This window comes from Pseudomonas rosaeacicularis (assembly GCF_057128745.1).
Genome location: NZ_JBSKHT010000013.1, coordinates 171131 through 190419, shown reverse-complemented (window position 1 = coordinate 190419; position 19289 = coordinate 171131). Strand labels below are relative to the sequence as shown.

At 57.5% G+C, this 19289-nt stretch carries 14 protein-coding genes and 4 tRNA genes; 8 read left to right on the top strand and 10 right to left on the bottom strand.

Annotated features, from left to right (window positions below):
- Positions 1-6 precede the first annotated feature (6 nt).
- Genes ACWKWM_RS18275 through ACWKWM_RS18255 form a run of 5 tightly spaced genes read right to left on the bottom strand, consistent with a single transcriptional unit; the run spans position 7 to position 7049 of the window.
- Complete coding sequence (locus tag ACWKWM_RS18275) at positions 7-4419, bottom strand: pilus assembly protein (protein WP_483847482.1); 4413 nt, start codon at positions 4417-4419, stop codon at positions 7-9.
- A complete protein-coding gene (locus ACWKWM_RS18270) occupies positions 4416-4991 on the bottom strand; it encodes a pilus assembly PilX family protein (RefSeq protein WP_483847481.1) in 576 nt (191 codons plus the stop codon). The genes ACWKWM_RS18275 and ACWKWM_RS18270 overlap by 4 nt, the downstream gene beginning before the upstream one ends.
- Complete coding sequence (locus tag ACWKWM_RS18265; protein ID WP_483847480.1) at positions 4988-5776, bottom strand: prepilin-type N-terminal cleavage/methylation domain-containing protein; 789 nt, start codon at positions 5774-5776, stop codon at positions 4988-4990. The genes ACWKWM_RS18270 and ACWKWM_RS18265 overlap by 4 nt, the downstream gene beginning before the upstream one ends.
- The gene (gene pilV / locus ACWKWM_RS18260) at positions 5773-6318 is read right to left on the bottom strand and encodes a type IV pilus modification protein PilV (protein ID WP_483847520.1); all 546 of its coding nucleotides are present in this window, start codon (positions 6316-6318) and stop codon (positions 5773-5775) included. The genes ACWKWM_RS18265 and pilV overlap by 4 nt, the downstream gene beginning before the upstream one ends.
- The gene (locus tag ACWKWM_RS18255; RefSeq protein WP_483847479.1) at positions 6318-7049 is read right to left on the bottom strand and encodes a GspH/FimT family pseudopilin; all 732 of its coding nucleotides are present in this window, start codon (positions 7047-7049) and stop codon (positions 6318-6320) included. Before ACWKWM_RS18255 ends, pilV begins: the two co-directional genes overlap by 1 nt.
- Between ACWKWM_RS18255 and thiO the strand changes: the two genes are divergently transcribed.
- The gene (gene thiO, locus ACWKWM_RS18250; protein WP_483847478.1) at positions 7048-8157 is read left to right on the top strand and encodes a glycine oxidase ThiO; all 1110 of its coding nucleotides are present in this window, start codon (positions 7048-7050) and stop codon (positions 8155-8157) included. The genes ACWKWM_RS18255 and thiO overlap by 2 nt on opposite strands.
- A 110-nt stretch (positions 8158-8267) precedes the next feature.
- Here the strand turns inward: thiO and ACWKWM_RS18245 are convergent, their stop codons facing one another.
- The 4 genes from ACWKWM_RS18245 to ACWKWM_RS18230 all read right to left on the bottom strand — a co-directional run bounded on the left by ACWKWM_RS18245 (position 8268) and on the right by ACWKWM_RS18230 (position 12584).
- On the bottom strand, positions 8268-9608 hold the full coding sequence (locus tag ACWKWM_RS18245) for a sigma-54-dependent transcriptional regulator (protein ID WP_483847477.1): 1341 nt from the start codon (positions 9606-9608) through the stop codon (positions 8268-8270).
- A gap of 2 nt (positions 9609-9610) precedes the next feature.
- Positions 9611-11203, bottom strand: coding sequence for a two-component system sensor histidine kinase NtrB (locus tag ACWKWM_RS18240; protein ID WP_483847476.1), 1593 nt, complete (start codon positions 11201-11203; stop codon positions 9611-9613).
- Positions 11193-11417 (bottom strand): PP0621 family protein, encoded by a 225-nt coding sequence (locus ACWKWM_RS18235; RefSeq protein WP_483847519.1) that lies wholly within the window; start codon positions 11415-11417, stop codon positions 11193-11195. Before ACWKWM_RS18235 ends, ACWKWM_RS18240 begins: the two co-directional genes overlap by 11 nt.
- A 150-nt stretch (positions 11418-11567) precedes the next feature.
- A complete protein-coding gene (locus ACWKWM_RS18230) occupies positions 11568-12584 on the bottom strand; it encodes an outer membrane protein assembly factor BamD (protein ID WP_483847475.1) in 1017 nt (338 codons plus the stop codon).
- A gap of 151 nt (positions 12585-12735) precedes the next feature.
- Between ACWKWM_RS18230 and rluD the strand changes: the two genes are divergently transcribed.
- The 7 genes from rluD to ACWKWM_RS18195 all read left to right on the top strand — a co-directional run bounded on the left by rluD (position 12736) and on the right by ACWKWM_RS18195 (position 18065).
- Entirely contained in the window at positions 12736-13698 is a 963-nt protein-coding gene (gene rluD / locus ACWKWM_RS18225) for a 23S rRNA pseudouridine(1911/1915/1917) synthase RluD (protein ID WP_483838052.1), read from the top strand.
- 8 nt (positions 13699-13706) lie between these two features.
- A complete protein-coding gene (gene pgeF / locus ACWKWM_RS18220; RefSeq protein ID WP_483847518.1) occupies positions 13707-14435 on the top strand; it encodes a peptidoglycan editing factor PgeF in 729 nt (242 codons plus the stop codon).
- Positions 14436-14737: 302 nt separating this feature from the next.
- Positions 14738-17302, top strand: coding sequence for an ATP-dependent chaperone ClpB (gene clpB / locus ACWKWM_RS18215; protein ID WP_483838051.1), 2565 nt, complete (start codon positions 14738-14740; stop codon positions 17300-17302).
- Between the two features lie 334 nt (positions 17303-17636).
- Positions 17637-17712, top strand: a tRNA-Asn gene (locus tag ACWKWM_RS18210).
- 21 nt (positions 17713-17733) lie between these two features.
- Positions 17734-17810, top strand: a tRNA-Pro gene (locus ACWKWM_RS18205).
- A 7-nt stretch (positions 17811-17817) separates the two neighbouring features.
- A tRNA-Lys gene (locus ACWKWM_RS18200) sits at positions 17818-17893 on the top strand.
- 95 nt (positions 17894-17988) lie between these two features.
- Positions 17989-18065, top strand: a tRNA-Pro gene (locus ACWKWM_RS18195).
- Positions 18066-18178: 113 nt separating this feature from the next.
- Here the strand turns inward: ACWKWM_RS18195 and pstS are convergent.
- The gene (pstS, locus tag ACWKWM_RS18190; RefSeq protein ID WP_483847474.1) at positions 18179-19216 is read right to left on the bottom strand and encodes a phosphate ABC transporter substrate-binding protein PstS; all 1038 of its coding nucleotides are present in this window, start codon (positions 19214-19216) and stop codon (positions 18179-18181) included.
- Positions 19217-19289 lie beyond the last annotated feature (73 nt).

The following is a 19289-nucleotide window of genomic DNA, read 5'->3' as shown; positions in this document are numbered from 1 at the left end:
CTCACCTTAATTGAAAGGGATAACGCGCCAGCTTTGACGACCGTTGTAAGAAAGCCCTGTGTACATTCCTGTACTGGGACCACTGGTTCCATACATTGTTGACAAGCCATTGGTGCCGTTACCGGAAACGACGCTGAAGCCACCGGCGCTGGAGTCAAACCCGCTGACAATCAGTCCTGAGTAGGTATCGTCGGAGTCGATCACGCCGTTTCTGGTCAGATCGAAGATCGAAAAGCTGGTAGCGCCGCCAGTCGTAGGGTTGAGGCCCAGGCGCTTGCCTGTGATGCCCGCTTCACAAATGCCGGTGATGGGCGTTCTTGTTGCAACTGTCAGCACGCTGCCTGCGATCTTTAGTACGTCTACCATTCGCTCGCCTAGCAATGTGTTGCCATTTTTCAAGTCCAAATACCAGCCGTATTTTGAAGGGTTACCAGAGGCGTCCAGCCACGCGACGGCGTTGCTGCTGACCGTACGAATGCCCGTGTTACCCCCGACGGTAGCAGTTTGAAGAGTGATGGTCTGGGCCTGTAGCTTGCTTCTGTTCAGCACGGCCGTCGAGGCGGCCGCGGCGCCAGAGGTTTGTGTATCCCATATCCCGTAGAGCGTCTGAAGGTCAGTGGTAGATTTGTCGGCAGAGGCGAAATAGCGGCCGGTACCGAAGATCACTATCGTGCCCAGAGCGCTCGGATGTGGATACACCGCGGGTGGAGCGGTGATTGACTGCACGGCGGAGTTCGCAGCGTCGGCGATGGTCGCGGTGTACAAGGGTTTGTTGCTGAACCCGACTTTGTAAGTGCCTGCTGCCGCATTGGCGGTCAGGGACGTGCCGATCAGGTCAAATCGCCATAGGTTACCCAGCAGGTCGCCTGCGTACACATAGTCGGCAATGCCATCGGCGTTTGCGTCAAGTACGACAGGTGAAGACAGCCCGTTGTTACCAGTGACTGAGGTGGTGAGTTTGGAAATGGCTGCGCCGGTTGCGACGTTCAGTACGAACAATGAGGCGGTGCCGCTATCGCCGTTATAGCCATTGCCGGCAATGACGGCCCATTCGCCTGAGTGTAATCGTGCGATGACCGGTGTAGAGAGGGTAGAGCCCAACGCTACGTCATTCTGCGATGTGAACTCCCAGAGCAAGGTGATCTTGTCGGGATTGGTGATGTCCAGGGCGAAGATCTCGCGCCCCCCGGCACCGAGCGTCCCGACCAATACGGTGTGCCACGCGCCGCCAAAATAAACATCGGAAACCACCGGCGTACCATCGACATAGAATCGATGCAGCGATGAGTCAGTGTTGTATTTGGCGGCGGTCAGCGCACTGAGTCTGGAAATAACATCGGAGGGGATAAAAGCAAATTTTTCCACACCCGTCGCAGCGTCGAACGCGTGAAGCATGCCATCGTTGGCGCCGACATAGACTTGCGAGCGACGGGCATTGGCGGTGGCCTGGAATTTAGCGTAGTCACCACTCACGCCGTTGAGCGCATCAGCGGCCGAGGCCAGGTATGTCGCGCCCCCCACCACTACCGGTGCAGAGTTGACGATGTCGCCAAGCAGCGACGCGCGCCGGCGAAATGGCGTGGCCTCCTTGGTTCGCACACCCCGGATGAAGTCCACTTGGTCCGACGTCAGGGTCGTTTGCAGCTTCACCGAAGCGTAAGTCCGGTTACCCAGATTGCTATAAGTGAAGTCCTGCAAGCCGTTCCCTGCTGCATTGGCCATTTGTATCAACCGGTCTCCCGCAGCCGGAATTTGCGCGGCCGCACTCCAGTTGATAGTAGTGCTTTTGGTCCCTGTAGCCTTGTCGGTGGTTTCGGTGGTCTTGGTCAGGTCGCCACTCCATAGCGTCACGTTGAGGCTGTCGGTGTAAGTCGCGGTCGCATTGGTGGCCGACGGAGGGGGGGCAACCGCAGCCGGGGGCGCGACTGAGCTGTTCTTCTGCACGATCTGATTGAAAGCAGCTGAAAGCTGGTCCTTAAGCGTTGAAGCACTGCTTACCAGAAAATAGTTGTTTGGAGTGCCGGACAAATTGGAATCCCAGTCACCCGATACCGGCAAGCTGGTTGGCGTGTTATCGGAGTTGCCAAAACCACCCCACTTCGCGGCGTACCACAACGGGTCCTGCAGGTTGGTCACGGATCTGGCCGAAGCTGGTTTGAAGTTGCGGGTATGAGAAGTGCCGCCGTTGACGGCAGCACCACCGGACCTCATACCGGGTAGTAAGGTGCTGTTACCTGTGCATGGGCAGGAGCCCGGAAGCTGAGTACCTGGGGTGTCCAGCGCATAATGCGTGTTGCCGTTGCCACCGCCGGTGACTTCGATATAAATGCCATCTTGAGTTGTGCCGGAGATCGTATAGCCCATATGGGATTCGCCGGCGGAAACCGAATAGACCGTTTCCGATTTCACATCCAGCGAAGGAACCGCATCCGCCGTCACCGACACGGTGTACAGCACGATAGCGTCCATGTCGTAGTCGCAACCCTGACCGCAGTCGTCATAAACGACTCGGAACACAGCTTGCGCTCGTCCGCCGTTGACGGTGGAGTCCTTGGGCTGGCCCGTCATGTTGTAAAGGGAGTCGATGTAAAAGCCCGTGATCTGCTCCGTCACTCCTCCTGTGGTCTTGCCGAACGGAACCAGCGTGATGGTACTGGTACCGACGGGCATTTGGATGCGAGGTAGGGTTGATGACAGCGCAATGGAAAACGTCTGCACCTTCTGGTTGCCCAGCGGAGTGATTGGATTGGTATTAGCGAAATAGGCCACCGACGCCGCGTTGTAGGTGCCTTCTTTCGTGGGTTCTTCTGGCAGGCCGCGAATATTGCCCAAACTCGACGCGACCTTTGCAGTCGGCGCCGTGTCGTTGGTAGCGGAGGTTAGTCCAGTCTGCCCAATGTTGATGTTTTTATTGCCCGCACCCACCTCGTTGTTCCAGATGGTTTGCCCAATAGAGGACGCACTATAACCAGCAAGGGCTTTGGGAATGCTTGCGGGCAATGCGGTCGTACTGTAGGCACTGCCGGGCAAGTCAGAGTCGAAGTTGGGGTTTACGTCACTGAACAACGTTTCGAACGGCTTTGAGCAACTGGGGTAGCTAGGTGGTGTCGCGTCCGGGTTGGGCGTACTGGAATAAGGTGAAGTCCAGCTGCTTACACCGCTAAGCCCAAGATTGGTGTCGGCTGTGCCTGAGGTATAGCCCGTAGTAGCAGCGACAGCGCCGCTGAAATAGCGCATCGTTTCAAACATCATCTCAGCCAGCGGGTTGCCCCAGTTCTGGCAGTTTGTGTTGGTAATAGAGTTGCCAGTAGTACTGCAGCCGGTGGATGTCAGCTTTAATCCGTCTAACGTGCCAATAATGCCGCCTTTGGTATAAACGCCTAGCAGTGTCCCGACCAGCCCTGCGGTCCCGAATATCCCGGTGGATGTATCAACTTCGTTTGAAAAGCTATTGACTGGCTCCCTGAGCGCGCCGCCTTGGAGATTGTTTTGGTAAGTGCCGGTCATCAGTCCGAAATACATCTGGTTGCCTTCACCGTAGTCGTGAAGGATGCCGGTCGGTTTGTACTTACCATTGGGATAGAGCTTGCAGTTGCTCTCCAGGAAGTCGGTCTTGCACACTTCCACCCGGACCGCATAGTTAACGGGGGCAACAGTAATATCCTGAAAGCTGGTGTTGGTGGCCGTGGTTCCCCCTTGACTGACCTCACGGGAAACCCAGCCGAAGACTCGCACGTTGGCTATGTTTGGCAACACTCTCAAGAGCGGGGGGCTGGTTGTCTCATTCGTCCCTTGGCTGTTGTTGGCAAACAGTGTGTAGCGGCCTGCTGAGGGCTCGCCGTAAGGGGTGTATTTGGCGAGGTCGTAACCATCGACTGCAATGCTTTTGTATTCTTTACCCCAAGTGTGAGCGTCCGTCGGAATGTAGGCGCGGGATAAAATGGTCTGTAGCACTGTGTCAACATAGCGATACCCGCCGTACAACACTTTTCGCAGTGCATCGGCTCGGGATGTCGTCAGGTAGTTAAGGTAATCGCCACTCCAGTTTCCTGAGCAGGTTTTGTCAGCTGTCTTGGACGTCGGCGTGAAATAGCCAAGCAGCGAATAGTCGTAGCACATGTTCGAATCGAAATATCCGAGGTACTTAATCGATGGCTTGTAACGAATATCGATCGAGCCGTCACCGTCGAGGTCCGATGCGTCGTTGTACGCCGGAAAGAACAACTTGTGATCGCGACCTACCACCAGCATGTTCAATGGCGGCACTGAGTCGTTGACGAACAACGGTAAGTCCGCTGGTTTCTGACTGACTGCCGCCTGAGCCGACGACATCAACAACGCCAGCGCGCATGTCCACGCAGCGACAATGATGATTGCACGATGGATATTCAAGGCGGTCCGGCGTTGATTTGAATTCATTGGTAATACCGAGCGATAACACTGCGCATCATCACGCGGGGGGTGGTGGTGTCACTTGTACACAGCACAGTTGACGCGCAGGAGTTGACCTCGTAATAGCGTGGTCCGCATCCGCGTAGCGCGCAGTCGTTCTGAACGGACGCCTGCACCGTGATATTCCCAAGGTCTACGACGTACCACTGGACCTTGACGTCGTAGTTGGTCGTCAGACTCGCCACGTTGGCTGCGTTGCCCGTGTTGAAGCGGGTGGGCGTATCAAAGTTGGTAGTCAACGGAATAAGGTCGGCCTTTCTCCAAGGCATACAGGTCGCCGTTACACAGGCAGTGATCACCGACGGCGCAGTACTGCCACTGATACTGTTTTCACCAATTCGTAACGCGCCTTCAGCGGCATTATTCAAAGTTTTCTGCAGTTTCAGGTTGCCGGTAATACGTGATTCCAGCGACACGCCGCGCATGCTGGACAGGGCTAGCAGCGTGATGATCAGCAACATCATGAGGGCGACGAGCAGCGTTGCGCCTGTCTGATCACGCTGTCTACGAACAGTCAGGATGATCTGTGGCGTGATCATGGCATCTGGTTCCTGATCATGGTCGTCCCCTGAACTAATTGGTAGATCTGGTTAGTGTCGGCAAGCTTGGTACCGAATCGCGTGTTCCAGTCGGTCAAAGCAAGTGACGTCCCCGTTGTTGTGTCGCGCAAGGACGCCGTACCGGGAGATTGCATCAGCATCGTGTAACGCACTGCGCCGATAGTGGCTGTCGGGCTGGTACTGAAGTTCTTGACGGACTTCAGCTCCACATCGCCAGAGCCATATTCAAATTGCAGCCCCGCCACGCCAGTCACCAACTGCTGGGTGACCGTTCCCGAGGTACAAGTAATAGAGTTCGTGGCAGCGTCGAACGCGATTTTCTCGATGATGATCGGATTGATCTGGTTATAGGTGTCCGCGATGGTGTTCTGAGCGGCCGTTGAAAGTGCGGTGCCCTGGCATGTCACATCTGTTCGATTACTAGCTTGGTATTGAATGCACAATTGTGTGGAGGACAGGGCGTAGACCGACGTTCTTGCAGGGAAGGTGCAGCCCAGTCCGCTTCCTGAAGGAAAGTCCCGGGACGGATTGCTGCGATAACCGGCTTTTGACAGCTCCTGGTTGAGGATTGCAAGTGCGAAACGACCATTCTCCTGATTACCGGACTGACCCTGCTGGAAGAGGTAGCTCTTCTGGTTGCTGATGAAAATCTGGGTGACGCCCAGAATCAGAAAACACCCAATGACCATCGCCACCATCAGCTCGATTAGAGACAGCCCGCGCTGCGCTTGTTTTGCTCCGTATTTTACCATCACATCATTCATGGCAAGCGCGTCCTGATTCTGTAGGTACAGGTGGTGCCCACGGTGTCTGTCGCCATGCAGTCAGTTGCGGTCTTGACCGTCCAGGCCACCTGTATTTCTATTTCGGTATCGACCTCGCTAGTGGTTCCGCAAGCGGCGGTGCCCACGTCGCCCGGCTTCACGCTGCGGCAAATGTAGAATGCGTTCTTTAGCAGGGCTGCTCCGCCAGGCAGCGCCTTGCCTGCTTGAGCTGACCAGCAACCAATTTGTTGGCCAAGAGAATCAGGCGTTGGGACACAGCTGCTAGCGGCCGCTGGAAAAGCCGCAGCCGGGGCTTTGATGCAGTTGTTGGTGCTAGTGCAACTGCCTGCGGTACGAATTATTTCCAGTAAATCGTCCACCAGCATGATTGCGGTGTTTCGCTGCACCGAATCCTGGGTGTAGGGAATCGCCTTGCTTTGCAAAGCGACCATTCCCAGTACGCCGATGACGGTAATCAACAGACTGACAAGGACCTCAATCATGCTGAAGCCCGAGGATCGTGTTTGGAGACGGGGGGACATCAGCATCCTCCGGGATTGACGGAGGTCGGGGGAGTGACACGGCCGCTTGATAAAACAGTGATGTATTGAACGGCGACGTTTTTGTCGGTGCTGTGCGATACCTTAAAGCAGGTTGACGACGACGAGGTGCCGGTCGCTGCGAACGTCAGAGAGCCCACTGAGGAAACGACCGTGATACCCGTTTGCAGGCCTGTAGTGCCAAGTCTTCTCAAGTTGGTCGAGCTACTCGAGGTTCTCGCCACCGTAACGTCACCATTCCAACCAGTCGCTGTACCGTCGGCAGTTTTAATGATTATCGAAGTGCCTCTTGTCACCGCCTCCGCTCGCGAATACTGCAGCAAATCGTAAAGCTCATTAGAAGCAGCAGTTACGCTGCTTTTGTGAATCAGGTAGCCAAAGCTCGGCATGGCAATCGCAGCAAAAATTCCGACGATTACTACTGCGACGATCAACTCGATCAACGTGAACCCGCCACCGCCCCCATGAGGACGTTGCCAGCTGCGACGCGTTACTGCTCGCGTAAGACCAGAGCTGAAATCCATCGATGAAATTCCATTTTTCGTTTGAAATATGGTGATACTACTCACCTTGCAAGTCGCTATGTAGTGGATGTTCGGGGATATTCGTACGACCAGTGGCATAACGCCTTTCTCGAAGGCGCATTTGCAGTGTCTCTCCGCTGAAAATCGTGCTTTCAAAGGCCATTTACCGTTTTTAATCAGGTCCAGCATGCCCAACCAACAACAGGTAATCATCATCGGCGGCGGCGTCATTGGCCTGCTCACCGCCTTCAACCTCGCATCCAAAGTCGAGCGGGTCGTCTTGCTCGACCGCTCAGCCGTCGGGCAGGAATCTTCCTGGGCGGGCGGTGGCATCGTTTCCCCGCTTTACCCATGGCGATACAGCCCCGCCGTCACAGCGTTGGCGCATTGGTCCCAGGATTTTTATCCGAAGTTGGCGAGGCGTTTGTTCGCTGCAACGGGTATCGACCCTGAGGTGCACAAAACCGGTCTCTACTGGCTGGACCTCGATGATGAATCCGACGCGCTGGCCTGGGCGGCCAAACAGAACCGGCCGCTGAGTGCTGTGGATATCTCGTCGGTGTATGACGCAGTTCCGGTCTTGGGCAGTGGCTATCGTCGAGCTATCCACATGGCCGATATCGCCAATGTGCGCAATCCCCGGTTGGTCAAGTCGCTGAAGGCCGCCTTGCTGGCGCTGCCGAATGTGACGATTCATGAGCAGTCGGCTGTGACCGGTTTCGTGCGCGAGGGCGAGCGAATCCTTGGCGTCAGCACTGCTGCGGGCGATATTTTGGGTGATCGGGTGGTGTTGGCTGCCGGTGCCTGGAGTGGAGAATTGCTGGCGTCGCTGGGATTGGTGCTGCCGGTTGAACCGGTGAAAGGCCAGATGATTCTCTACAAATGCGCGTCGGACTTTTTACCGAGCATGATCCTCGCCAAAGGTCGCTACGCGATTCCGCGCCGGGACGGTCACATCCTTATCGGCAGCACGCTAGAGCACGAGGGTTTTGACAAGACGCCTACCGAGCATGCCTTGGAAAGTCTCAAAGCGTCGGCAGTCGAACTGATTCCTGCATTGGCGGATGCGCAGGTCGTCGGGCACTGGGCCGGATTGCGGCCGGGATCGCCCGAAGGCATCCCCTTCATCGGCTCCGTGCCGGGTTTCGAGGGGTTATGGCTGAACTGCGGGCATTATCGAAACGGTCTGGTGCTGGCGCCGGCGTCGTGTCAGTTACTGACAGATTTGCTTGTGGGAGACAGGCCGATTATTGATCCTGAACTGTACGCACCTGTGGGACGGATTGAGCTCGCCTAGTGACGGAGCGCGCTTGCCCGCGAATGGGTTAAGCCTGATATAGCTGCGTTGGCTGGAGAAACTAATTCGCGGGCAAGCGCGCTCCTACGGGTGTATGCGCTCGGGCAATCTCAATCCAATCCCAACTTCTTCAACCGATAACGCATCGACCGGAACGACAGGTTCAATCGCTGCGCTGCAGCAGTTCTGTTCCACCGCGTTTCTTCGAGCGCCTGCAGGATCAGTTTGCGTTCGATACTTTCCAGGTAGTCCTCGAGATTGTCGATGTCCGCCAGATTCGGATCGCCCTGTTCATGGGTATTGATGGGTTCGGCCAGGCGTAGGTCGTCGGCGTTGATCTGGTCGTTGTCGCACAGCGTGTAGGCGCGTTCGAGCATGTTTTCCAGCTCGCGCACGTTGCCGGGGAAGCGGTAGTTTTTCAGCGCTTCGAGGGCTTTGGGCTGCAAGCGGGCAGGGGGCTGGACATTGTTAATGCTCAGCCGCTTCAAGACGTTGTTTGCCAACTCCTCGATGTCCTCACGACGCTCGCGTAGCGACGGCACGCGCAGCTCAATCACGTTTAGCCGGTAGTACAAATCCTGGCGAAACCGTCCAGCCGCCACTTCTGCGCTCAGGTCCTTGTGGGTGGCGCAGAGCACGCGTACGTCCACCACAACTTCCTGCTGGCCGCCGATAGGGCGAATGGATTTTTCCTGTATGGCCCGCAGCAGTTTGACCTGCATCGCCAAGGGCAGATCCGCCACTTCATCGAGGAACAGCGTGCCGCCACTGGCCGCTTGAAACAGGCCCGGTTTGTCCTCGTGGGCGCCGGTGAAACTGCCTTTGCGGTGGCCGAAAAACTCGCTTTCCATCAGGTCGGACGGGATCGCGCCGCAATTGACCGGTACGAACGGCTGATCTGCCCTGGAGCCTTGGTCATGGATAAGGCGCGCCACCAACTCCTTGCCACTGCCCGACTCGCCGCTGATGTAGATCGGGGCCTGACTGCGTGCCAGCTTACTGATCTGTTTGCGCAACGCTTCCATGGGTGGGGAGCTACCCAAAAGCCGGCGGTCCAGACGCGCTTCATTGGACTGCGGTAGCCGCAGGCGCAGGGCGCTGCTGACCAGTTCGCGCAGACGACCGAGATCGACCGGTTTGGTCAGGAAGTCAAAAGCCCCAGCTTTGAGGGCGTGGATCGCTGTGTCGAGGCTGCCATGGGCCGTGATCATGGCCACCGGCACCTGAGCGTGATGTTGCTGGATGTGTTGCACCAATTCCAGCCCGTTGCCGTCGGGCAGCCGCATATCGGTGAGGCACAGGTCGAATGGCTGTCGCGCCAGCCATTCGTGAGCTTCCTTGACGTTGCGCGCGCTGCGGGTATCGAGCTTCATCCGCCCCAGAGTGATCTCCAGCAGCTCGCGAATGTCGGGCTCATCGTCGACGATCAGGATCTTTTGCCGTTGGCTCATGTTCAACTCAATTTGAACGGATGGGCGAAGGTAATCCGCATGCAGCTGCCGGCACCTTCCCGTGGTGAGTAATCCAGATTGGCCTGATTGCTCTCGCACAGTTCGCGCGAAAGGTAGAGACCCAAGCCAGTTCCATTGCTTTCGGTTGTGAAAAACGGTTCGAAGATCTTGCTCAGGTGTTCCTGCGCCACGCCGGGGCCGTCGTCCAGCACTTCCAGCGTCGGCAGTTCACTCATGGGGTTGTGAAATAGCCTGAGCCACACGTTAGCGCGTTCGTTGTGTTGCGCGCTGTAGCGAAGGCCGTTTTGCACCAGATTGCTCATGACCTGCTGCAGTTGTTCGGCATCCATTCGGGTCGTGAGCAGGCCGGGGCCGGTCTCCAGATGAACCTGCTGATTGGCGGGCAACGAGTCGCCAAGCTCGGCGACGTACTGTTCCAGCCACTGCTTGAGGTCAAGCAAATTGGCTTCGGTCTGACGTCGACGGGACAGCTGCAAGACGTTCTCGATCACCAGATTCATCCGTCGTGATTGGTCCTGGATGATTTGACTGAGACGCCGATCAGCGTCGTCCAGTTCCTCAGACTCCGCCAGCAACTGCGCGGCGTGACTGATGGCGCCCAGCGGATTGCGGATTTCGTGGGCGATGCCCGCAGTCAATCGGCCCAGTGCGGCAAGCTTCAGTTGCTGCGCCTGTTGCGAGATTTGCGAGAGGTCTTCGAGGAATATCAGCGTGTGGCGGTGGGTGCCGCGAGTCAGCGCGATGAACCCCGCGCGCAGGACCGGCCCGATGGCGGAAGTGGAAATGCTGCGCGGTGCCAGTGTTGGATTGACCTGCCACTGGCGCAGCCGATCGACCAGCGGCAACGAGTAATCATCGATATTTCTGCCGACCAGCTCTTCGTGCCCCAGTAGCGTCAGCGCGCTCTGATTGGCCAGCAGCACTGTGCGCCTGGCGTCCAGTACCAAAATGCCGGTACGCATGCGTTGCAGGATCAGTGCGTTGAGCTCTTCCAGGTTATTCACATCTGCCGCACGCTGCTCGGCAATGTTCTCGCTGACCTGCAGCCGGCGCACCAGCGCCTGGACGAGCAACGCCGCTGCAAAGCAAAGCGCGCCCAACGACCCTGCTTGCACGTAATGATTGGCGGCCGCCGGCTTGTTGTAACTGATGTAAAAAGTCAGATAAATGATGCCAATCGCCGAAATCGCTGCGATTAGCAGACCGGGGCGCTTGCGAAGCAGTACGTTACTGATCGCTACCGAGGCGATGATCAGGTTGCCGATACCACTGGGTGCGCCGCCGCCGGCATAGAACAATGCCGACAGCATGAAGGCGTCGCCGACCGCCAGTAAAAACAACTGACCCTGACTGGTGGGCCGTTCCAGCAGCACCACGATCAGAATATTGAATACCAGATACAGCCAGCATCCGGTGCGGAACAGGTCGATGTTGGCCAGTTCCAGCAACTCGGCGTCCAGACTGCTGGAAATCAGCAGCACCAACATGACACCGATGGTCAATCGATACAGGTGGTACAGCCGAAGAATGCGCTGCGCTTGTGGGCTCGCGAGAGACAGAGTCTCAGCGGTCACGTGTCGCGGGGCCCTGAAGCCGGTGCGGCTCGCTGCAGTACCATTGCTGACCGGAACTCAGCGCGCGATCCTGCGGAACATGGACGCCGCATTGTGCGCAACGGACCATTGGCGCCGCCGCGATTTCCGGTGATTGCGCCTTGGGGCGTGGTGTAGGGCCTCGTTTAAGGCGTTTGAACAACCAAATGGCCGCCATGATCAGGGCGATCCACATAATCAAACGAATCATGTCTACCAGCTTATTGAGTGAATATTTCGCAGTGTAGCCAAGGCGCTGCCGCCCGGACAGTGATGTGCGCGCTTATAAAGTGTCCGGGCATAAAAAAGAGGCCCCGAAGGACCTCTCTTTGCTACGGCGGCGTGATCAGTCAAATACGCCGAACGTCGCGTAACTGAACCACGAGCGGTCGTTATTGCCTTCCGCTTCGTGTTCCTGCTCGTCGAGCTCTGCCTGATTCTCTGGCAGCAGATCAGCAGGAATGGCTTCCTTGGCGTCTTCGTACTGCTTGATCACGTCTTGGTTGGCGCGAGTCTGACCAGGCGGCAGTGGGGGACGGCTTTCGATCAGGCCCAATGTCGCCTTGGACAGCCACGAGCGGTTGTCCGCTTCGGACTCGCGAGGCTCAAACTTGCCGTCAGCCAATTGCGGGTGATCGGGGTAGTTGGTCTTGAGCACTTCAAGGCTGGTGTCAGCCAGGTCGTCCAGGTGCATGCGCTGATACGCTTCGACCATCACGGCCAGGCCATCGCCGACGGCTGGGGTTTCCTGGAAGTTTTCTACCACATAGCGGCCACGGTTGGCGGCGGCAACATAGGCCTGACGAGTCAGGTAGTAGTCAGCAACGTGGATTTCGTACGCAGCCAGCAGGTTGCGCAGGTAGATCATGCGTTGCTTGGCGTCAGGAGCGTAGCGGCTGTTCGGGTAGCGGCTGGTCAGTTGCGCGAACTCGTTGTAGGAGTCACGTGCAGCGCCAGGGTCACGCTTGGTCTGGTCCAGCGGCAGGAAGCGCGCCAGCAGGCCGACGTCCTGGTCAAACGAGGTCAGGCCCTTCAGGTAATAGGCGTAATCGACGTTCGGGTGCTGGGGGTGCAAGCGGATAAAACGCTCGGCAGCGGACTTTGCGGCTTCAGGCTCACCATTCTTGTAGTTGGCGTAGATCAGCTCCAGTTGGGCTTGATCTGCGTAACGACCGAATGGATAGCGTGATTCCAGCGCCTTGAGTTTCTCAGTGGCGCTGTTGTAGCTGTTGTTGTCCAGATCGGCCTGCGCCTGCTGGTACAGCTCGACTTCGCTGAGGTTTTCGTCGACGACTTCTTTCTTCGAAGAACAAGCAGCAGTGAGTGCGAGGATGGCGATCAGCAGCAGGTGTTTCACTTGCATGGCGGCTTGCGTCCCTATAACGGCCTGCTGTCTTGCGCAGGACCGTCCTGTTATGATGAGCGCCCCGTGGAACCCCCGGGACAAAAGACGCCGTATTTAACCACAAGCGCGCAGCCGAAACCAAAGGCCAGTGCCACCTCCTAGTTTGAGCATGTCTGAGATCATAGAACTCCGCGCAGAGGTGCCGTCCGAATTGGGCGGTCAACGCCTCGACCAAGTCGCCGCCCAACTCTTCGCTGAGCACTCACGCTCGCGCCTTTCCGCCTGGATCAAAGACGGCCGCCTGACTGTGGACGGAGGCGTTTTGCGCCCGCGTGACATCGTGCATGGCGGCGCTGTGCTGGCTTTGGTCGCCGAACAGGAAGCCCAGGGCGAGTGGATCGCCCAGGACATCGAACTGGACATCGTCTATGAAGACGACCAGATCCTGGTCATCAACAAACCTGCCGGTCTGGTCGTGCACCCCGCGGCTGGTCATGCTGATGGCACATTGCTGAACGCCTTGTTGCATCACATACCGGACATCGTCAATGTTCCGCGCGCCGGTATCGTGCACCGTCTGGACAAGGACACCACCGGTTTGATGGTGGTGGCCAAGACCATTCAGGCGCAAACGCAGCTGGTTACTCAACTGCAGAACCGCAGCGTCAGCCGTATTTATGAATGCATCGTGATCGGTGTCGTGACTGCCGGTGGCAAGATCAACGCCCCGATCGGTCGTCATGGCCAGCAACGCCAGCGTATGGCAGTGATGGAAGGCGGCAAGCCTGCGGTCAGTCATTATCGCGTGCTCGAGCGTTTCCGCTCCCACACCCATGTGCGGGTCAAGCTCGAAACCGGCCGTACGCACCAGATTCGCGTGCACATGTCGCACATCAACTTTCCCCTCGTTGGTGATCCAGCCTACGGCGGTCGCTTCCGCATTCCGCCAGCGGCCAGCGTCACGATGGTCGAGTCACTCAAGCATTTTCCGCGTCAGGCGTTGCATGCTCGTTTTCTGGAGCTCGATCACCCGACGACCGGTCAACGCATGAGCTGGGAATCGCCTCTTCCGGACGACTTTGTCTGGTTGCTGTCGCTGCTCAAGCAGGACCGCGAAGCGTTCGTTGGATGAGTGGATTCGTGGCGGACTGGCTGATTCCTGACTGGCCTGCGCCTGCGGGGATTAAATCGTGCGTCACCACACGAGCGGGCGGCGTGAGTCTGGCGCCGTTCGACAGTTTCAATCTTGGTGGTCATGTCGACGACGATCCTCAAGCCGTCCGCAGTAATCGCCTTGCGCTGACGTCGCGGCTCGACGTTCAACCTGCTTGGTTGCGTCAGGTGCACGGGGTCTCGGCGGTTGAGGCCACCGCTGCCGAAGTGATGGAGGCCGACGCCAGTTGGACGTCGACCCCAGCAGTTGCCTGCACGATCATGACGGCTGATTGTTTACCGGCGCTGTTCTGCAATCGATCCGGTACTCGGGTGGCGGCGGCGCACGCCGGTTGGCGCGGTCTGGCTGCGGGTGTGCTGGAAGCGGCGGTGGACAGCTTTTCCGACGATCCAGCCGATATCATGGTCTGGTTGGGCCCCGCCATCGGGCCCGATGCGTTCGAAGTTGGCCCGGAAGTGCGGGAAGCATTTATCGCTACGCACCCATTGACGGTGGACGCCTTCGTGCCGAGCGTCAACGACGGCAAGTTCATGGCCGACATCTACCAGCTGGCGCGCCTGCGCTTGGCGGCTTATGGTGTGAAAGCGGTCTACGGTGGCGGTCTTTCGACCTACAACGACCCGCGCTTCTACTCCTACCGTCGCAGCGCCCGCACCGGACGTTTCGCCTCGCTGATCTGGATCGAACACGCCTGATCCGCATCTGCCCGAAAGGCGTAGGAGTCCGGCTTGCCGACGAAGCTGAGAACTCGATTTGTTCTGACACTGCGCGTCGTTAGCTTCGCGGGCAAGCCTCGCTTCAACAGATTTGGGGCCGCCGCAATTCCGCCGCCCTTGTCACCGCCGGATCAAACTGGCGTTCGGCAGCTATCGTTGATCCACATCAATCAAACACCGCTTGAATCCTGAACAATTGCCCGCATCTTACGGACCATCTGCCAGGTTTTCTTTATCAGGTGTGTTCATTGCTCCGGCCTGGCTATATAGGAAGGTGACTAATGCGTATCGATCGTTTAACCAGCAAATTACAGTTGGCTTTATCCGACGCCCAATCTCTCGCGGTGGGCCTCGACCATCCGGCTATCGAGCCGGCGCACTTGATGCAGGCATTGCTTGAGCAACAAGGCGGTTCGATCAAGCCGCTGCTGTTGCAAGTAGGCTTTGACGTCAACAGCCTGCGCAAAGAGTTGAGCAAAGAGCTCGACCAGCTGCCAAAAATCCAGAACCCGACCGGCGATGTGAACATGTCGCAGGACTTGGCGCGCCTGCTCAATCAGGCTGACCGCTTGGCTCAGCAGAAGAGTGACCAGTTCATCTCCAGCGAACTGGTGCTGCTCGCCGCCATGGACGAGAACAGCAAGCTGGGCAAGTTGCTCCTCGGCCAAGGCGTCAGCAAAAAGGCTCTGGAAAATGCGATTATCAATCTGCGTGGCGGCGGCGCGGTGAATGACGCGAACGTTGAAGAGTCGCGTCAGGCGCTGGATAAATACACCGTCGACCTGACCAAGCGCGCCGAAGAAGGCAAGCTGGACCCAGTGATCGGGCGTGATGACGAAATCCGTCGCACGATTCAGGTGCTGCAACGCCGTACCAAAAACAACCCGGTGCTGATCGGTGAGCCAGGCGTCGGTAAAACCGCCATCGCCGAAGGCCTGGCCCAGCGCATCATCAACGGTGAAGTGCCGGACGGCCTGAAGGGCAAGCGCTTGCTGTCGCTGGACATGGGTGCGCTGATTGCCGGTGCCAAGTTCCGGGGCGAGTTCGAAGAGCGCCTCAAAGGGCTGCTCAATGAACTGTCCAAGCAGGAAGGCCAGATCATCCTGTTCATCGACGAACTGCACACCATGGTCGGCGCCGGCAAGGCCGAAGGCTCGATGGACGCTGGCAATATGCTCAAGCCTGCCTTGGCGCGTGGCGAGCTGCACTGTGTCGGCGCGACCACGCTCAACGAATACCGCCAGTACATCGAGAAGGATGCCGCCCTCGAACGTCGCTTCCAGAAAGTGCTGGTAGAAGAACCGAGCGAAGAAGACACCATCGCCATTCTGCGTGGCCTGAAAGAGCGTTACGAGGTTCACCACAAAGTGGCGATCACCGATGGCGCAATCATCGCGGCCGCCAAGCTAAGCCATCGTTACATCACCGACCGTCAGTTGCCGGACAAGGCCATCGACCTGATCGACGAAGCCGCCAGCCGCATCCGCATGGAAATCGACTCCAAGCCTGAAGTCCTCGACCGGCTTGAGCGGCGCCTGATTCAGCTCAAGGTCGAAGCGCAGGCGCTCAAGAAGGAAGACGACGAAGCGGCAATCAAGCGGCTTGAAAAGCTGCAGGAAGAAATCATTCGCCTGGAGCGTGAGTACGCTGATCTGGAAGAGATCTGGACGTCGGAAAAAGCCGAGGTCACAGGCTCTGCGCAGATCCAGCAAAAGATCGAGCAGTCACGCCAGGAACTGGAGGCTGCGCGTCGTAAGGGCGACCTGAATCGCATGGCCGAGTTGCAGTACGGGATCATCCCGGATCTGGAGCGCAGCCTGCAGATGGTCGATCAGCACGGCAAGCCTGAGAATCAGTTGCTGCGCAGTAAGGTCACCGAGGAAGAAATCGCCGAGGTCGTCTCCAAGTGGACCGGCATTCCTGTGTCGAAAATGCTCGAAGGCGAGCGCGACAAGCTGATGAAGATGGAAAGCCTGCTGCATCAGCGCGTGATCGGTCAGAACGAAGCCGTTGTAGCTGTGGCCAATGCCGTGCGCCGCTCCCGTGCCGGGTTATCCGACCCTAATCGCCCAAGCGGCTCGTTCATGTTCCTCGGCCCGACCGGCGTGGGTAAGACCGAACTGTGCAAGGCGCTGGCCGAATTTCTGTTCGACACCGAAGAAGCAATGGTGCGCATCGATATGTCCGAGTTCATGGAGAAACATTCCGTGGCACGGCTGATTGGTGCGCCGCCGGGCTACGTCGGCTACGAAGAAGGCGGCTACCTGACCGAAGCTGTGCGTCGCAAGCCGTACTCGGTGATTCTGCTGGACGAAGTCGAGAAAGCGCATCCGGACGTCTTCAACGTGCTGCTGCAAGTGCTGGAGGACGGGCGCCTGACTGACAGCCATGGCCGGACAGTGGACTTCCGCAATACCGTGATCGTCATGACCTCGAACCTGGGCTCAGCGCGTATTCAGGAGCTGGAAGGGGATCGTGAGGCCCAGCGTGCAGCGGTCATGGATGCGGTCAGCTCGCACTTCCGTCCGGAGTTTGTAAACCGGATCGACGAAGTAGTGGTATTCGAGCCACTGGCGCGGGATCAGATTGCCGGCATCGCCGATATTCAGCTTGGGCGTTTGCGTAAGCGTCTGGCTGAGCGCGATCTGGCGCTGGAGTTGACGCCTGAGGCGATGGATAAGTTGATCGCCGTGGGTTACGACCCGGTGTATGGCGCGCGGCCTCTGAAGCGCGGCATTCAGCGCTGGATCGAGAATCCGCTGGCGACGTTGATCCTGTCTGGCGAGTTCATGCCTGGCAGCAGCATCACTGGCCGGGTCGAAGGCGACGAGATCGTTTTCAGTTGATTCATCCGCTGTCTATATAGATAGGGCAAAAAGGGCTTCCCGCGTGGAGGCCCTTTTTTTCGCCGGGTGTTTTGTACGCGAACCTGGATGGGTGGTGGGGCGATCTTCAGGAAAGTCGCAAATCATTGTCTTAAAAGCAATTTAGAGGGTTGACAGGTGTTTCTGGAAATGTAGAATAGCGCGCCTCAGAGACGTGAACGCAGCGATGCGAACAGGTCGAAGAGGCTGAAAATGCAGTAGATTCAGGGTAGTAAGTGCAAGACATTGTTTTGCATGGATGTACTGAGTTTGTTGTGTTGGAAGCGTTGTAAAGTTGCATCTGAAATTGAATAGTTCCGTGATAGCTCAGTCGGTAGAGCAAATGACTGTTAATCATTGGGTCCCAGGTTCGAGTCCTGGTCACGGAGCCAATTTTCAGAATGTAGCCATGTCGGGGTATAGCGCAGTCCGGTAGCGCGCCTGCTTTGGGAGCAGGATGTCAGGAGTTCGAATCCCCTTACCCCGACCACTATTTTGGGTCGTTAGCTCAGTTGGTAGAGCAGTTGGCTTTTAACCAATTGGTCGTAGGTTCGAATCCCACACGACCCACCATTTTCTGCCCGGCTTCATCGGGTTGAATCTTAGGGAGTGACGCCAGTCGCGTCACCCGCTTAGAATGCGCCTTACGAGGTGCATTCTTGTTTTATCGGGGTATAGCGCAGTCCGGTAGCGCGCCTGCTTTGGGAGCAGGATGTCAGGAGTTCGAATCCCCTTACCCCGACCACTTTCTGTCCAGTTGTTGTAAATGGGCTGAAGACTGGTTTCAACGCCAACCGTGTTGAAGCACATGAAAAAGGCGTCCTTCGGGACGCCTTTTTTGTTTGTGTCGGTTGCCTGCTACTGCGGCTTCGGCCCATCACCCCACGACGCTTCGATCTGATTCTTCAGATCCGTTGGAATCGGCGCGAAATCCAGCGAACGCGCCTGTTCTTGACCGTTTTCCAGCGTCCAGCGGAAGAAATCCTGCACGGCTTTCTGGCGATCAGCGTCCCTGGCTTGGCGGTACAGAATGATAAACGTCGCCGCCGTGATCGGATAAGCCTGCTCGCCGGGTGCGTTGAGCATCGAAAGGTCAAAGTCCTTCGCGTTTTTCCAGTCCGCTGTAGCGGCAGCAGCCTGAAAGCTCTCAGTGCTCGGCGCCACGAAATTGCCCGATGCGTTCTGCAGCAATCCGTAGTTCAGCTTCTGTTGTTTGACGTAGGCGTATTCGACGTAGCCAATTGAATTGGGCATCTGCTTCACGTAAGAGGCCACGCCCTCACTGCCCTTGCTACCTAGCCCCACCGGCCATTTCACCGACGTACCTTCCCCCAGTTTCTCTTTCCACTGCGGGCTGACGCGGGAGAAGTAGCTGGAGAGGTTGAACGTGGTGCCTGAATCCTCAGAGCGGTAAACCACGTTGATCTTGGCGTCAGGCAACTTCTGGCCCGGGTTGAGCGAGACGATTGCGGGGTCGTTCCACTTGCTGATCTTGCCCATGAAGATATCGGCCAGCAGCGGTCCGCTGAATTTCATGCTGCCGGGCGCCACCGATGCCACGTTGATGACTGGCACCACGCCTCCGATGACCGAAGGAAACTGCTGCAAGCCCAGTGATTGCAATTCTGCTGACTTCATCGGCATGTCAGTAGCGCCAAAATCCACCGCTGCTTCCTTGATCTGGGCGATACCAGCGCCCGAGCCGATGGATTGGTAATTAACGCGGATGCCGGTCTTCTGGTTGTAATCGGTCGCCCACTTGAACAGTACGGGGTACACGAACGTCGAGCCCGCGCCGGTCACCTCGGTGGTGGCCGCGCTGGCAGCGGTGAATATCGACAGATTAAGCGCAATGCCCAGACCGGCGCTGAGCATCATTCGGGAGAGCTGAAGCATGGAGTGACTTCCTGTGATCGAGCGACATCGAGTGTGATGCTCTTATGGGATCACAGTAATCAGCACGTTTTTG

Excerpts from the sequence above, each read along its gene's own strand:
- ACWKWM_RS18275 (WP_483847482.1), bottom strand. The coding sequence starts at position 4,419 with ATGAATTCAAATCAACGCCGGACCGCCTTGAATATCCATCGTGCAATC.
- ACWKWM_RS18270 (WP_483847481.1), bottom strand. The coding sequence starts at position 4,991 with ATGATCACGCCACAGATCATCCTGACTGTTCGTAGACAGCGTGATCAG.
- ACWKWM_RS18265 (WP_483847480.1), bottom strand. The coding sequence starts at position 5,776 with ATGAATGATGTGATGGTAAAATACGGAGCAAAACAAGCGCAGCGCGGG.
- pilV (WP_483847520.1), bottom strand. The coding sequence starts at position 6,318 with ATGTCCCCCCGTCTCCAAACACGATCCTCGGGCTTCAGCATGATTGAG.
- thiO (WP_483847478.1), top strand. The coding sequence starts at position 7,048 with ATGCCCAACCAACAACAGGTAATCATCATCGGCGGCGGCGTCATTGGC.
- ACWKWM_RS18255 (WP_483847479.1), bottom strand. The coding sequence starts at position 7,049 with ATGCTGGACCTGATTAAAAACGGTAAATGGCCTTTGAAAGCACGATTT.
- ACWKWM_RS18245 (WP_483847477.1), bottom strand. The coding sequence starts at position 9,608 with ATGAGCCAACGGCAAAAGATCCTGATCGTCGACGATGAGCCCGACATT.
- ACWKWM_RS18235 (WP_483847519.1), bottom strand. The coding sequence starts at position 11,417 with ATGTGGATCGCCCTGATCATGGCGGCCATTTGGTTGTTCAAACGCCTT.
- ACWKWM_RS18230 (WP_483847475.1), bottom strand. The coding sequence starts at position 12,584 with ATGCAAGTGAAACACCTGCTGCTGATCGCCATCCTCGCACTCACTGCT.
- rluD (WP_483838052.1), top strand. The coding sequence starts at position 12,736 with ATGTCTGAGATCATAGAACTCCGCGCAGAGGTGCCGTCCGAATTGGGC.
- clpB (WP_483838051.1), top strand. The coding sequence starts at position 14,738 with ATGCGTATCGATCGTTTAACCAGCAAATTACAGTTGGCTTTATCCGAC.
- pstS (WP_483847474.1), bottom strand. The coding sequence starts at position 19,216 with ATGCTTCAGCTCTCCCGAATGATGCTCAGCGCCGGTCTGGGCATTGCG.